Raw genomic sequence first — 14,658 nt, 5'->3', positions numbered from 1 at the left:
GATTAATCCGAAAAACCCATATTCTTTCTGAAAATTAACTAAAATCGACGTTAAAAGAAATAATGTTGAAAATTAAACCAAATGGTTTGTTCATTTGCATGGATTTGGATAAGTTTACAAGATCAACCCAATACAACCAGATATGATCAGGAAACTCTTAATTTTTTCATGTTTATTAATTTCTAGCAATTTTTGTTTTGCGCAGAAAGCTGAAGTAGAAGCTGCTGTTACCAAATTAACCAAACTTATGGTTACACCTGATAGTTCAGCGTTAGATAAAATTGTGCTGAATAATTTGAGTTATGGTCATTCGAGCGGAAAGATCCAAACGAAACAAGAATTTCTGCACTCCTTACTTTCTGGTGAATCTGATTTCGTCGATATTAATTTAACTGATCAATCGGTTATTATTCAAAATAAAACGGCCTTGGTTAGACATACTCTGAATGCCAAAACGAATGATAAAAATGTTCCAGGAAATGTGAAACTTTATATCCTTTTAATCTGGAGTAAAGAAAAATCAGGCTGGAAATTAATTGGAAGACAAGCGGTTAAGGTGCCTTAGTTGAGTCCCTAGTCTTGAGTCCTAAGTCGGTAGTCTAAGACTCTGGACTTAGGACTTAAGACTGCAGACTATTTAATCATCACCCCCGGTCTATTCACCAACGGAATTTTGATCAAATTAGAATCGATGATGCTTTCAGGCAGAAAAATAAACTTTTTGTCGTAAATGGTGCTGCCAATATAATAACTGAGCCAGTATTCGTTGGTTAAACCAAAAACTTCAGGATCAATAGCTTCTACTCCTGAAAAAGAATTCCCCTCCATATCTCCAATAAAATGCCTTAACACAGAAGTTTTTACCGGCTTGCCATCTTTTTCACCATAACCTTTTGAGCTGATCAATACGTTGGTGATTGGCTCATTTTTTAAATTAACAAGGTAAACCGTCCAGCTCGTAACTTCTGGTGTTTCGCCCATTAGTACCACGGCCATTGCAATATCTTCAACTGTATTTTCTGGTAAATCTGATTTCATATCCACTATTTATCGTCATGCTGAACTTGTTTTAGCATCTTTCGATAAAGACTCTGAAATAAATTCAGAGTGACGCTACTCATTTATTTCTTCTTCGCTACTGCCTTTTTAGCGGGAGCTGCTTTTTTCTTTGCAGGAGCCTTTTTCTTCGTTTCGAAAGCGTTTGGTACCTGTTCTACAATCATTTTCTTTACTATTTCCAAATCAATATCAACCAGTTCTTCTGGAGTATATTTCTGTTTGGTAGCCTCGTTGTATCTCAATTTAAGCATTAATTTACCAAAACGGATAAACGGTCCCCAGCGGCCATTTTCGATGGAAATTTTTTCAGCATCCCAGGTTTTAATAAAGCGGTTGGCTTCTTTTTCTACTTTCTTGCTGATTAAAGTATTGATATCTTCCTGTGATAAATTGTCGAAATCATATCCTTTTGCAGGTATATTGATGAACAGATCATTCCATTTAATAAAAGGACCGAAACGACCTTTGCCTTTTGTTACTCCTAAACCTTCGTAATGTGCAATTGGCGCATCATCATCCATTTTCTGTTTGATAATTTCAACCGCTCTATCATAAGTTACCGATAAAGGTTCCTCATTTTTAGGAAGTGAGATAAAACTTTCGCCCCATTTTACATAAGGTCCGAAACGGCCTACACCGATCATCACCTCTTTGCCTTCAAAATCAGGTAATTGGAAAGGAAGTTTAAATAATTCCAATGCATCATCTAAAGTAATCGTAGCTACAGATTGGTTGCGCATTAAACTTGCATAACGTGGCTTTTCTTCTTCGTCAAGCTCGCCAATCTGTACCAATGGTCCAAATTTACCCACTTTGGTGTATACATTTTTGCCCGTTGCAGGGTCTAAGCCTAATAAACGCTCACCTGTGGCACGTTCAGCGGTTTCTAAAGTGGTTTCTACTTCGCTGTGGAAGGGATTATAGAAAGAGTGCAGCATTTTAGTCCACTCTTGCAAACCTTGCGCAATTTCGTCAAATTCCTTTTCCACTTTAGCGGTAAAGTTAAAATCGACGATACCTTTAAAATGTTCCACTAAGAAATCGTTTACCACCTCACCAATATCGGTAGGGAAGAGTTTCGATTTTTCTGCCCCGGTAATTTCCGATTTGATTTCTTTTTTTACCTGTCCGTCGGCTAAAACGATAGAAGTAAATCTACGTTGCTTACCATCTCTGTCTTCTTTTACCACATAACCACGGTTTTGTACCGTAGAAATGGTCGGTGCATAAGTAGATGGACGGCCAATGCCTAGTTCTTCTAGTTTTTTAACCAAACTGGCCTCTGTATATCTTGCCGGCGGACGTGAGTAACGTTCAGTCGCCTGCATTTCTTTTAAAAATAGTTCTTGTCCTTTGGCTAAAGGAGGCAAGATGGCACCACCTTCTTTTTCTTCAGTTTCTTCATCGTCAGTCGATTCTAGATAAACTTTTAAGAAACCATCGAATTTTAATACTTCACCTTCAGCCACCAAATGCTCTTTTCGGGTTGAAGCAGTAATCTGAGCCGTAGTTTTTTCAAACAAAGCTTCGCTCATCTGCGAGGCGATAGCACGTTTCCAGATCAAATCGTACAAACGTTTCTCCGAAATGTCCCCATCTACAGTATGTCTGTCGAAATAAGTAGGGCGGATGGCTTCGTGAGCCTCTTGTGCACCAGCTGATTTGGTTTTATAAACGCGGTGTTGGTGGTATTTATCTCCGTAAGCAGATTTAATCTCTGCAGCAGCAGCATTTAAAGCCGTTTCCGATAAGTTTACAGAGTCTGTTCTCATGTAGGTAATTTTACCCGCTTCGTACAGTCTTTGTGCCACCTGCATGGTTCTGGCTACCGAAAAACCTAATTTTCTGGAAGCTTCCTGTTGCAGGGTAGAAGTGGTAAAAGGAGCAGCAGGATTACGTTTTGCAGGACGCGTTTCCAAGCTTGTAATATCGAATTTGGCATTTATACAATCCTGAAGATATTTTTCGGCATCCGCTTCGCTTTCAAAACGTTGCGGCAATTCTGCCTTAACCATTTCTTTTCCTTTACCTGTTGAAAATTGTGCGGTAATTTTATAGGCAGCGGCTGCATTAAAGTTTAAAACTTCTCTTTCTCTATCTACAATTAAACGTACTGCAACAGATTGTACACGTCCTGCAGAAAGTGATGGTTTTACTTTTTTCCATAAAACAGGAGAAAGTTCGAACCCCACCAATCTATCCAATACCCGGCGTGCCTGTTGCGCGTTTACCAGGTTGTAATCAATTCCACGTGGACTATCGATTGCTTTTAAAATAGCAGGTTTGGTGATTTCATGAAATACAATGCGTTTTGTTTTCTCTACTTTCAGGCCTAAAGTTTCGAATAAATGCCACGAAATGGCTTCTCCCTCACGGTCCTCATCGGATGCTAGCCATACCATCTCGGCTTCTTTAGCTAGTTTTTTCAGTTCGGCAACCACGTTCTTCTTGTCGGCGGGTACCTCGTAGGTTTGGGCAAAATTATTTTTAATATCAATCGCCATATCGCCTTTCACTAAATCCCTGATATGGCCATAGCTAGATTTCACCAGGAAATCTTTTCCCAGGTATCCTTCTATAGTTTTAGCTTTTGCGGGTGACTCGACGATTAATAAATTTTTGGCCATGAAATACGTTTTTGTGCAAATAAAGCTATAATTAAAGCATAAATCCAAACCTGAAGAGAATTTAATACAAATTTTTTATTAAATGTTGGTAAAATATATTGGTTTCTAAGGTGATTTTAATCAGGTTTTAATCTCCAGCCGAATATTTTAAATGGTTTTCAGCAGAATCAGATTTTGTATTCCTTAAATATATTGTTTTTGAAAATGAAAGGTTCTGTTTAGTGGCGGCCAGCAGTCCTGCTACAGCTTTAAGTCCTCGCTGCGCTGTGGGCTTCCCGCTATATCAGGTTTAGAAACAAAGGTTGGGTTAACTACATCTTACCTTTTACATCATCCATCACATAATTTACAGCCACATTACATCAAAGCAACCGATTTGTACCTATATTCGTATATAAAAATAAAAACAACGATGATCAGCACAATTCTAATCCTATTAAACTTATTGGTATCGCCACCAAAAAATGTTTACGATTTCAGCTTTAAAACCATTGATGGTAAAGAAATCAAACTTTCTAAATTTAAAGGCAAAAAAATCTTAATTGTTAACACGGCTTCTAAATGCGGTTTTACACCTCAATACGAAGATTTAGAAAAACTGCAGAAACAATATGGCAACAAGGTAGTGTTGATCGGTTTTCCGGCAGGTAACTTTGGCGGACAAGAGTTTTCCACCAATGCAGAGATTAAAGAATTTTGTACAGGAAAATACAATGTTTCGTTTTTGCTTGCAGAAAAAAGTAGTGTTAAAGGAGACGACATCAGTCCATTGTTTAAATATCTTACCTCGCAAACCAATACAGAAGAGCAGGGTGATATTAAATGGAATTTCGAGAAATTCCTGATTAACGAAAAAGGAGAGTTGGTACACCGTTTCCGTTCTAAAACAAAACCTACAGACGAAGTGATTGTTAAAAACCTTTAGAGTGAGGTAAAAGGGAATATGTAAGATGGAATAATCTTTCGCTTCTTCAAATAATTAAAAGGTAAAGTGGTTTAAGCCATTTTGCCTTTTTTTATGCATTATATATTAAAGAATTGGAAAATTTTGGGCAAGAGAAAGGGGCTTAAATCCATAAGCCCCAATTAAACCAAACAAACTATTTATGAAGTGTATATATAACCGCTGTATAAATAAAATGTTTTCGGAAAATTGAAATTATTTTAATTTTTTAGATCAGACTATTTGCCTTTTAGGTTGAATAGGCATAAAACACTCAAAATATAGGGTTTTGTAACAAAAAAGCAGTTTATTTTTGACTTTGCGATGTTAAAACAGGTTAAGCTGTTCAGGCTGATAAAGGCTTGGATCAAATGTATAGGAAACTGTTGTATTTTGATTGCCACCCACATAATAAAGTTCGGTTTCTTCATATCTGGAAGCTACTTTTACAAAAGTATCACCCGCAACGCTTTTAAATAAACTTTCAACCAACTCCGGATCGTTATTGTCTTTCGATAAATGGCTCAATAACAAGTGGCTCATGTATTCAGGTTTATGGTTTATGAAAAGCTCCAAAGCCTGTGTATTGCTTAAGTGACCATGACCGCCCATAATTCTTCGTTTTAAGAAATAAGGATAACGGCCATTCTGTAACATCTCAGTATCGTAGTTTGCCTCTAAAAAAGCTGCGTGGCAGTTCTTAAAATGCATAATCAAGCGGTCGCACACTGCGCCAATATCGGTAAATACCCCAACCCTCACATCATTACATTCTATGGTGAAACTGTAAGGATCAGCTGCATCATGAAATTTAGAAAATGCGGAGATTTTTAAATTTCCGATCTGGATATTTTGTAAATGATTTAATGGAAAGGTGTTATTTGAATCGAGTAAAAGCCGGCTGCTTTTTAAGGTAGGTGTACTGATGTAAACCGGAAGTTTATGTTTTTTTGCAAAAACAGCTAAGCCTTTAATGTGGTCGCTGTGTTCGTGAGAGATAAAAATTGCTTTAAGCTTGTTTACCGATAAGCCCAGGCGCTCCATGCGCTTTTCTACTTCTTTGCAGGTTAGGCCAACATCAACCAAAACGGCCTCATTATCGTTCCCCACATAGTAACAGTTGCCGTTACTCCCCGAATTTATTGATGTAAAATATAATGCCATATTCTTCTGCAAGATAAGGCTTATTTGGTGAATGAAAAAGTAAAACTATATTCTTGTGCCGTTGTGCTCTACCAGGCGCGATAGGAGTGGGAGGAAAGCCTGTATCAGGTTAATCTCTTCTGACGAAAATATTTTTTCCAATGTTTGTGCCAGCCACTCTTCTTTGATTTTTCTGCTGGCAATGATGTGTTTTTCGCCCAGTTTGGTTAAACCGATAAATATTTTCCGTTTATCTTCTTCACTCGGAAAGCGCTCCACGCATTTTGCATCAAATAAACGGTTGATGATCTGCGAAATCGCCTGTTTAGATACCCTTTCCATATCAGCAAGCTCTGTCGATAACATTTTACCGTGTTGTTCGAGCAGCGACATGGTTAACAACTCGGCATTGCTAAACTCCGAACTTACGTTCTGTCTGCGCAACTGTCGGGTTAGCCGGGTAACCGTGCTTCTTAATCTGGCTGCAATCTCTTGTGTTTGAGTAGGCATATTAATGGTAAATAAACTTTACAAATATAAGCTTTTATTTTTAATCATAACTGATCTTGATTTTATAAAATCTTTAATTTATGATTTTAAACTGATAAAAGTAGGCTTTTTTGATTTTAAGGTTATGATAAATTTTTCTATTTTTGTAAAGTTACTTTACTATTTTAAACATGAGTATTTTTCGTTCGCTAAGGCATTATAATTACAGGTTATTTTTTACAGGTCAGGCCATTTCATTAATTGGTACATGGATGCAGCGCGTGGCCATCAGTTGGTTGGTTTATCGTTTAACAGGTTCGGCATTTTTGTTGGGGCTGATTACATTTTTAAGTTTAATCCCTTCATTGGTGCTCGCTCCCTATGCGGGGAGCTATGTTGACAGGCATAACAAGTATAAAATTTTGGTGATTACCCAAATCATCCTGATGCTTCAGGCGGGTGCCCTGGCTTTAATGATCTGGTTTAAAGTGTACGATATGTTCTGGATTGCAGCGCTTTCGCTGGTACAGGGACTGGTAAACGCTTTTGATGTAACGGCGCGACAATCGCTAATGGTAAATTTGATTGATGATAAAGAAGATTTACCAAATGCCATTGCACTTAACTCTTCGATGTTTAATGCGGCGAGGTTGATTGGACCCGCGCTGGCAGGGGTAATTTTGAGTACCCTGGGCGAGGATATCTGTTTTCTGATCAACTTTATAAGTTTTATCGCGGTACTGGGCTGTATGGTGATGATGAAATTAAAACTGACTGAACATCAAAAATCTAAAGAAAATATCTGGATTGATCTTAAAAAGGGTTATGATTATTTGAAATCATCTCCAGATCTGGCCTCTATGGTGTTGATGATGGCTGCTTCGAGTTTATTGGTCATTCCATTTACCACTTTGCTTCCTGTATTTGCGAAAGATATATTTAACGGAAATGCCACTACTTTTGGCTGGTTCGAAAGTGCGGCCGGATTTGGCGCATTTTTTGGAGCCATTTATATGGCCACTTTAAAAGCTGGCCAAAACTTACAGAAAATCGTGATGATGTCGGGGATTTTATTGGCCATATCAGTAGTGGCGCTGGCGATATCTCCATCATTAATATTGGCTTTAATCTGTACCGGATTAGCGGCTTTGGGTTTAATGGCGCAAACTTCATCTATCAATACTTATCTGCAAACGCACGCTGATGATGTAATGAGGGGGAGGACTTTAAGCTATTATATCATGGCTTATCAGGGGGTATTGCCGATCGGAAGTTTATTAATGGGGTATCTGGCGCATCTTTTCGGCACGCAAGTGGTTGTGGCTTTTGAAGGTGTTGCCGGTTTATTAATTGTAGCAGCATTTGTTTATAATGAAAATCATCGCAATCAATTGAAGAATAAATTTTCCTTATTAGGAAGTTAGGTGATATGCTTTTTTGATTTTCTTAACTACCTTAACTTCTTAATGCTGGATAATTATACTAAGGTTTTGTTATCATTAAGGAGTTAAGAAAGATTAAGGTTTTCTCAACAATTTCTTAATTACCTTAACTTCTTAATGCTGAATAATTATACTAAGGTTTTGTTACCATTAAGGAGTTAAGAAAGATTAAGGTTTTCTCAACAATTTCTTAACTACCTTAACTTCTTAATGCTGAATAATTATAATAAGTTTTTTGTCACCATTAAGGAGTTAAGAAAGATTAAGGTTTTCTCAACAATTTCTTAACTACCTTAACTTCTTAATGCTGAATAATTATAATAAGGTTTTGTTATCATTAAGGAGTTAAGAAAGATTAAGGTTTGGTGCAAATGGTTTTCCGCAGATTTTAATAAGGTAGGTTAAAACGCTACACGCCAGCCGCTATACGCTACGCGCATTTACCCGTGCACAATCAACTTACAATCTACCATTACTTTTTGGTAGTTCTGGATGTCGATTTCTTTATTGATCAGCTGAAGCAATAGCTTTATTGCGTTTTCGCCTACTGATTCAGGATTTTCTTCTATCGAAGCTATAGGCGGCGAATCGAGATAGCTGATAAATGAAGTATTGCCAAAACCGATACATTCGATTTCGTTAAATTTAGGATGATTGATTGATCTCAGATATTTTATCGCATCAAATAAAATAGGCTCTTTAAAGGCCACAAGGGCGGTAGGCATATTTTCCGGATTGGCAAAAAGATTCTTGATTGCTGAAATTGTGTTTTCTTTATCAAAATCGGTATAAGCTACCAGTTCGGCTGAAAAAGGTAGCTGATTATCTTTTAATGCATTGATATAACCATTGAAACGGTCGTGCGTAAAGTTGATCATTTTCGGTCCGCCAAGGTAGGCGATCTTTTTATGACCTCTGTCAATCAAAAATTTGGTAGCCTGATAGCAACCCTGAAAAGTATTGCCCAATACTTTATGGCAACTTAAATTGAAACTCGGGTTTCGGGTATAATAAACTACCGGGATGCCCATATTTTCGAACTGATCCAGGTGGGCAAAATCCTGCGTATTTTTTGAGATGGCTACAATTAAACCATCAACACGGCTCCTTAACAACATGTTTGCCGATTGAATCTCTTTTTCTAAATCGTCGTGCGATTGACTGATGATCACATTATATCCATTCTGTGTAGCAAATTGTTCTACACCATAAATGCTGCGTGTAAAGAAGTGATCTAAAAGGTTGGGTAAGATAATACCGATAATCCGCGACTTTTTTTCTTTTAAGTTAATGGCCGATTTATTTGGTGTAAAATGCAGATCGCTAGCCATTTCCTGTACACGTTTCTTAGTGTACTCGTTAATGGTGGGGTAGTTATTAAGGGCTTTTGATACTGTTGATACTGACATCTTTAACTTTTCAGCCAAGAACTTTAGTGTAACAGGGGTATTGTTCGTCATCTTTTCCAATCTCTATGCATAGATAAGAAAAAAAATCTAATTATTTCAAACGTTTGAAATGTAGTTTCAGTGGATTTTATAGCGTTTTAGGCTATTTAAAAACACTTTTATCTTTTAAGCTTTTCTAAATTCGTTACCACTAACACAAACTAACCAAATAAACATGATGAAATCATCTCACACTTGCTTCAGTTTAAAAAGGGCTTATACCGGAGTATCAGGATTAGCTGGAGGAACGAATTTCGCTTTGCCTCCAAAATGTTACGCTTTTAAGACAAAATCTTACAATCCTCAGGATGCCTAGCTTAAATTAACCGCTGTCTTCCTCTACCACGCCGATCTGATTCCTGAAAGGCAATATGATATACACATTTTGAATAGACTTAATGGATTTACCCACGTAAATCTACCTGTCTGACTATTAACTAAACATTAAATTTTAACCGAATAGACTTAATTTTTTATAACAATTATGGATAGACTTTACAATTTGAAGAAGACTTTTACCTGCATTGGATTTGAGAAAATTCAATGGAATAAAATGCTTTATATCTTAACTTTTCTTTTTCTGATCAGTTCTTCCTTTACTGCTTTTGCGCAGGGAACAGTAACGGGTACGGTAAAAGATAGTAAAGGAATTACCTTGCCGGGTGTAAGTGTAAGGGTTAAAGGTACTACAACAGGCGCAGTAACCGATAATGACGGTAAATTTTCAATTAAGGCAGCAGAAAATGCAACATTAACCTTTACTTATATTGGATACATTAACAAAGAGGTTGCTGTAAATAGCAAAAGCAGCTTAACCATCCTGCTCGAAGATAACTCTCAGGGGCTGGATGAAGTTGTAGTGGTTGGTTATGGCGCACAGAAAAAATCTACCTTAACAGGAGCCATTGCACAGATCAACTCTGAAGAGATCATGAAATCGCCCACGCCAAACCCAACCAATAGTTTAATAGGTCGTTTACCGGGTTTATTGGCTGTTCAAACGAGTGGCCAGCCGGGGGCAGATGGTGCCCAGTTAAAAGTTAGGGGAGTGGCCACCTATGGTGCCAATAACGCTGCAATTGTAGTGGTTGATGGGGTTGAACGTCCGAGTTTCTCAGATGTGGATGCCAGCGAAATTGAAACCATTACCGTGTTAAAAGATGCGGCTTCTACGGCCATTTATGGTATCCGCGGCGCTAACGGTATCATTGTGATTACCACAAAACAAGGAAAAATTGGTGCGCCAAAAGTAACTTACACAGGTAATTATGCACTACAAACCTATACTGGTTTGGCCATTGGACTTCCGGCTTTGGAAAGTGCCACTTTGTTAAATCAATCTTACCTAAACGATGGTAAACCTGCATTTTTTACTGACGCGGAGATACAGAAATTCAGGGACAAATCAGACCCGATTGGTTATCCTGATGTGCAATGGTTTGATTATTTAACCAAAAAATATTATTCACAAACACAGCATAATATCAATATCAATGGCGGAACTAAAATTGCCAAATACTTTGTTTCGGCTGGTTATGCTTTTCAGGACGGGATTTTCAAGAAGTTCGACTCACCTTACGGAATTAATACCGTACCAAATTATAACCGTTATAATTTCCGTTCGAACGTAGATTTAACCCTTAACAAAGACTTTACTGTTGGGATTAAACTAGGCGGGCGTTTTGCTGATCGTTATCAGCCTGCAGGTTTAAGGTCTTCTTCTGCATTTTCTTACGATACGATTGAAGGGATGATTTCGCGTATTCTGCAGGTTCCGGCTTATGCCTATCCGGTTACTTTACCTGACGGGAGGATAACGGCCAACCCGAATGTGGGTACCAATATCTGGAATCCTTATGCGGTTTTAACACGTTTTGGAACACGTAACGATGATAATAACACCATTGAAAGTACATTTAACCTGAATTATAAATTAGGTTTCATTACTAAAGGATTAGGCTTTAAAACAGTATTTGGTTACGATTCTTATTATAACAATACCGAAAGAAGAAATGCCAACTGGGCTGCTTATGTGTATAATCCGGCTACTGGCGAAGCAACTTTATCAACTGATACGCGTAACCGTGATGAGCCTTTAGGTGCCGTACAAGATGGCGGTGTAACTGAAGGCAGTACCAATATGAATCTACAAGCGGGCTTTGATTATAACCGCGATTTTGGAAAACACAATGTTAGTGCCTTATTACTGGGTACAAGGCAATTAATCAAATCAACTGGTACTACGGCATTTACCGCGCCTCCAAAAGCATCACAAGGTATTGCCAGCCGTGTGGCCTATAATTATAACGAACGTTATTTCGCAGAGTTTAATGCTTCTTACAACGGATCAGAAAATTTTGCCCAGGGTTTGCGTTATGGCTTCTTCCCGGCTATATCAGCGGGCTGGACTTTAACTAATGAGCCTTTTTGGAAAAAGAATGATATTCTATCTTATTTAAAAATCAGGGGTAGTTATGGTTTAGTAGGTAACGACAGGATTTCGGATAGCCGTTTCTTGTTCTTAACCAGTTATTCTACTTATACCACTACTACAGCGGGTGGTCAGGTAGCGCCATTCGGAAATCCAAATTCCATTACCAATTATCCAACCATTCTGATCAGGGATCCACAGTTTTTTGGTGCAACCGGAAACGATCTTGGAAACCCGATAGTAACATGGGAGACAGGTACTAAACGTAACATTGGTTTTGAAGCCCGTTTATTTAAAGATAACTTAAGAGTAACGGTTGATTTATTCGACGAAACCAGAAGAGATATCTTAACACCATCTTTAAGTGGTTCTGCCCTTTATGGACATACCTATCCGAATTTCAACAAAGGTATTGTTTACAACAAAGGTTACGAGGTTGAACTTGATTACCAGAAACAGGTTGGAAGTGTAACACTTGGTTTAAACGCCCAGTTAAGTTATGCTAAAAACAGGATTGTAGAAAATGATGAACCAGATGGTTTACCTCCATCATTGGTAAGAAAGGGAACCAGTGTTGGCCAGTTTTTTGGATATGTAACAGATGGTTTCTTCCAATCGGCAGCCGATATTGCCGCTTCTCCAAAATTACAGGGTTATTCACCAATTCCCGGAGATTTAAAATTTAAAGATTTAGATGGCGATGGGATTATTACCAGTTTAGATCAGCAAGCTATTGGCCATACCAATACGCCTGAGTATGTGTATAGTGCTAGCCCACGTATTTTGTACAAAGGATTTTCGTTTTCTGTATTATTTCAGGGCGTTGGAAACGTAAGCTCGAATGTTATTTTGAACGAACAGAACAATGGGCAGCAAATGTATCCTTTTATGCTCGATTCGTGGACACCTGCAACTGCATCAACCGCAACCTGGCCGGTGATACATGCAAGAGGAACAGCATCTTTAAACTATGCTTTAAACGATTTCACTTTGCAAAATTCTTCTTATTTAAAAATCAGAAACGTAGAATTTGCGTGGAACTTACCTAAAGAGTGGGCCACAGCATTAAAGTTAAGCAACGTGAGGGTTTTTGTACAGGGGCAGAATCTTTACACCTGGACGAAGTATAAATTTTATACAGATCCTGAAAATGTAAACACCATTAATACTGCTTTTCCATTGCAATCGATTTATCCAACATCAAAGGTTTACAATTTTGGTTTAAACGTTCAATTCTAAGAAAAAATGAAACCATCATGAGCATGCCGCTCTCAAACAGTAATTAATATGCTCATGATCGCTTCATCGCCGCTAAAAAAAAATATAAGCAAATGAAAAATTATAAAATATTTACAGCAATTCTTTTATTAACGCTCATCTCTTTTTCTTGTAAAAAAGATTATTTAGAACGTACGCCGGGAGTTGCCATTAGTGAGGATGATATTTTTGCAGATCCCGCATTGGCCGCAAGATTTGCCGATAATGCTTACAACTATGTCATTACCAAATATGTGCGTTTTAACGATCACCGGGGCTGTACCGCTCAGGCTTCTGATGAGGCCGTTTCAGGAAACTCGGAAGGTTCGGTAACTTCTTTGAACAGAGGTTTATACCATGATCATTCTAACGGACCATCGCTAAACGATATTTATGGCGTATGGAAATTGATGTACGCAGGCATTGCTGTAGAAAATAAAATGCTGGCCAGGATAGGAGAGGTACCTCCATCTCCAAATGCTTCCGTTCCAATTTTTGATGCCAAACGTGTAGAAGGCGAAATGCGCTTCCTGCGTGCATTATCTTATTTCGAGCTAACCAAAAGGTTTGGTGGCGTACCCATTATAGATAAGGTGTATGCGGTAACTGATGATATGAACAGTATCCCAAGGAGTTCTTTTGCCCAGGTAACTGATTTTATCCTAAAAGATATTGAAGTTGCACTTACCAAACTGGGCACTGATACGGATTATGGTGCTTCTAATTACGGCCGCCCAACACTTGGTGCTACGCTGGCATTAAAAGCACGCGTATTATTGTATGCTGCAAGTCCGTTAAATAATCCAAATAACGATAAAACCAAATGGCAGGCTGCTGCTACTGCTGCTGCCGAAGTAATGAAAGGCGTTGATGGTTTGGCTAAACAAGCGTATTCGCTACAAGCCACTTATGGCGATTTGTTAAATCTTCCAAACTCACCAGAATATATCATGATGCGGATTAAAGGCCCTACACCTTTAGCTGGAGAGATGATGCAGGATTTTTCGATGTCGCCTGGTTCCGGTGGTGCTCAGGGACAAATGAATCCTACTCAAAACCACGTAGATATGTACGAAATGGCCAACGGTAAAGCCATAACCGATCCTACTTCTGGTTACGATCCGCAAAAGCCTTATTTAAACCGTGAGCCACGTTTTTATAATAACATTATTTATAACGATTTAGCCTGGCAGGGTAGAAAAATCGAAATGTGGACCACCACAGATGCTAATGGTAAAACATTATATGGTAAAGATTACAGTACAACCATTACTTATACTGCAACGCGTTACTATTGCAAAAAATACTGGCCAGAAGTGTACAGGACTGTTGGCGGAAGTACAACTTTACTAAACTACCTCTATTTCCGTTATGGCGAAATATTGCTGAATTATGCAGAAGCACAGAATGAAGCAAACTACACTGTTGGAGACGCTACAGTTTATAAAGTTCTTACTGACCTGCGTAAGCGTGCTGGAATTCAGGAAGGTACGGGTCTTTTTGGTTTGAAAGCAAATATGACACAGGATGAAATGCGCATAGCGATCAGACATGAACGCGCTATAGAGTTGGCTTTTGAAGATCACCGTTGGTACGATATTATGCGCTGGAAGATCGGTGCACAAACCATCGCTGTTCCGATGAAAGGTATGGATGTGGTAAAAAACAGCAATGGCAGTTTTACCTATAGCCCGATAGTGCTTGGCCCAACCTTTCAAAAAAGCTGGACAGAGGCGCAAAATCTTTACCCAATCCCCAGAGCCGAAATTTACAAAAGTAAAGGGGCTTTAACCCAAAATCCGGGCTGGGAATAGTTGAT

11 protein-coding genes are annotated in these 14,658 nt (G+C 38.4%); 6 read left to right on the top strand and 5 right to left on the bottom strand.

Annotation, left to right across the window (positions count from 1 at the left end; all coding sequences use genetic code 11):
• Window positions 1-142: 142 nt before the first annotated feature.
• On the top strand, window positions 143-565 hold the full coding sequence (locus U859_RS0128665; protein WP_025146649.1) for a nuclear transport factor 2 family protein: 423 nt from the start codon (window positions 143-145) through the stop codon (window positions 563-565).
• A 68-nt stretch (window positions 566-633) separates the two neighbouring features.
• Here U859_RS0128665 and U859_RS0128660 read toward each other — a convergent pair whose 3' ends face one another.
• Together U859_RS0128660 and topA are read right to left on the bottom strand one after the other, a co-directional pair.
• Entirely contained in the window at window positions 634-1,038 is a 405-nt protein-coding gene (locus U859_RS0128660) for a hypothetical protein (protein ID WP_025146648.1), read from the bottom strand.
• Window positions 1,039-1,121: 83 nt separating this feature from the next.
• A complete protein-coding gene (gene topA, locus U859_RS0128655) occupies window positions 1,122-3,686 on the bottom strand; it encodes a type I DNA topoisomerase (RefSeq protein ID WP_025146647.1) in 2,565 nt (854 codons plus the stop codon).
• 412 nt (window positions 3,687-4,098) lie between these two features.
• Here topA and U859_RS0128650 point away from each other — a divergent pair, with 412 nt between their 5' ends.
• Window positions 4,099-4,611 carry a glutathione peroxidase gene (locus U859_RS0128650; RefSeq protein ID WP_025146646.1) on the top strand — a complete coding sequence of 171 codons (513 nt, stop codon included), beginning with the start codon at window positions 4,099-4,101 and terminating at the stop codon, window positions 4,609-4,611.
• A gap of 345 nt (window positions 4,612-4,956) precedes the next feature.
• On the opposite strand, the gene U859_RS0128645 is transcribed toward U859_RS0128650, so the two are convergent.
• Together U859_RS0128645 and U859_RS0128640 are read right to left on the bottom strand one after the other, a co-directional pair.
• Window positions 4,957-5,793 (bottom strand): MBL fold metallo-hydrolase, encoded by an 837-nt coding sequence (locus U859_RS0128645; protein WP_025146645.1) that lies wholly within the window; start codon window positions 5,791-5,793, stop codon window positions 4,957-4,959.
• A gap of 45 nt (window positions 5,794-5,838) precedes the next feature.
• Window positions 5,839-6,282 (bottom strand): MarR family winged helix-turn-helix transcriptional regulator, encoded by a 444-nt coding sequence (locus U859_RS0128640; protein ID WP_025146644.1) that lies wholly within the window; start codon window positions 6,280-6,282, stop codon window positions 5,839-5,841.
• A gap of 170 nt (window positions 6,283-6,452) precedes the next feature.
• On the opposite strand from U859_RS0128640, the gene U859_RS0128630 reads away from it, so the two are divergent.
• Entirely contained in the window at window positions 6,453-7,685 is a 1,233-nt protein-coding gene (locus tag U859_RS0128630) for an MFS transporter (protein WP_025146642.1), read from the top strand.
• A 458-nt stretch (window positions 7,686-8,143) separates the two neighbouring features.
• Here the strand turns inward: U859_RS0128630 and U859_RS0128625 are convergent, their stop codons facing one another.
• The gene (locus U859_RS0128625) at window positions 8,144-9,163 is read right to left on the bottom strand and encodes a LacI family DNA-binding transcriptional regulator (RefSeq protein ID WP_025146641.1); all 1,020 of its coding nucleotides are present in this window, start codon (window positions 9,161-9,163) and stop codon (window positions 8,144-8,146) included.
• A gap of 163 nt (window positions 9,164-9,326) precedes the next feature.
• Here U859_RS0128625 and U859_RS32120 point away from each other — a divergent pair, with 163 nt between their 5' ends.
• The 3 genes from U859_RS32120 (at window position 9,327) to U859_RS0128615 (ending at window position 14,653) form a co-directional block, all read left to right on the top strand.
• Window positions 9,327-9,467 (top strand): hypothetical protein, encoded by a 141-nt coding sequence (locus U859_RS32120; protein ID WP_162800080.1) that lies wholly within the window; start codon window positions 9,327-9,329, stop codon window positions 9,465-9,467.
• A gap of 168 nt (window positions 9,468-9,635) precedes the next feature.
• The gene (locus tag U859_RS0128620) at window positions 9,636-12,821 is read left to right on the top strand and encodes a SusC/RagA family TonB-linked outer membrane protein (RefSeq protein WP_029986267.1); all 3,186 of its coding nucleotides are present in this window, start codon (window positions 9,636-9,638) and stop codon (window positions 12,819-12,821) included.
• Between the two features lie 92 nt (window positions 12,822-12,913).
• Window positions 12,914-14,653, top strand: a complete 1,740-nt coding sequence (locus tag U859_RS0128615; RefSeq protein ID WP_025146639.1) for a RagB/SusD family nutrient uptake outer membrane protein — start codon at window positions 12,914-12,916, stop codon at window positions 14,651-14,653.
• Window positions 14,654-14,658: the final 5 nt, after the last annotated feature.

Origin of the sequence: Pedobacter jeongneungensis (assembly GCF_000633455.1) — a bacterium.
Taxonomy (GTDB): Bacteria; Bacteroidota; Bacteroidia; order Sphingobacteriales; family Sphingobacteriaceae; genus Pedobacter; species Pedobacter jeongneungensis_A.
This window is presented reverse-complemented; position numbering and strand designations above follow the sequence as displayed.

Excerpts from the sequence above, each read along its gene's own strand:
- U859_RS0128620 (WP_029986267.1), top strand. The coding sequence starts at position 9,636 with ATGGATAGACTTTACAATTTGAAGAAGACTTTTACCTGCATTGGATTT.
- U859_RS0128660 (WP_025146648.1), bottom strand. The coding sequence starts at position 1,038 with ATGAAATCAGATTTACCAGAAAATACAGTTGAAGATATTGCAATGGCC.
- U859_RS0128625 (WP_025146641.1), bottom strand. The coding sequence starts at position 9,163 with ATGACGAACAATACCCCTGTTACACTAAAGTTCTTGGCTGAAAAGTTA.
- U859_RS32120 (WP_162800080.1), top strand. The coding sequence starts at position 9,327 with ATGATGAAATCATCTCACACTTGCTTCAGTTTAAAAAGGGCTTATACC.
- U859_RS0128665 (WP_025146649.1), top strand. The coding sequence starts at position 143 with ATGATCAGGAAACTCTTAATTTTTTCATGTTTATTAATTTCTAGCAAT.
- topA (WP_025146647.1), bottom strand. The coding sequence starts at position 3,686 with ATGGCCAAAAATTTATTAATCGTCGAGTCACCCGCAAAAGCTAAAACT.
- U859_RS0128650 (WP_025146646.1), top strand. The coding sequence starts at position 4,099 with ATGATCAGCACAATTCTAATCCTATTAAACTTATTGGTATCGCCACCA.
- U859_RS0128615 (WP_025146639.1), top strand. The coding sequence starts at position 12,914 with ATGAAAAATTATAAAATATTTACAGCAATTCTTTTATTAACGCTCATC.
- U859_RS0128645 (WP_025146645.1), bottom strand. The coding sequence starts at position 5,793 with ATGGCATTATATTTTACATCAATAAATTCGGGGAGTAACGGCAACTGT.
- U859_RS0128640 (WP_025146644.1), bottom strand. The coding sequence starts at position 6,282 with ATGCCTACTCAAACACAAGAGATTGCAGCCAGATTAAGAAGCACGGTT.
- U859_RS0128630 (WP_025146642.1), top strand. The coding sequence starts at position 6,453 with ATGAGTATTTTTCGTTCGCTAAGGCATTATAATTACAGGTTATTTTTT.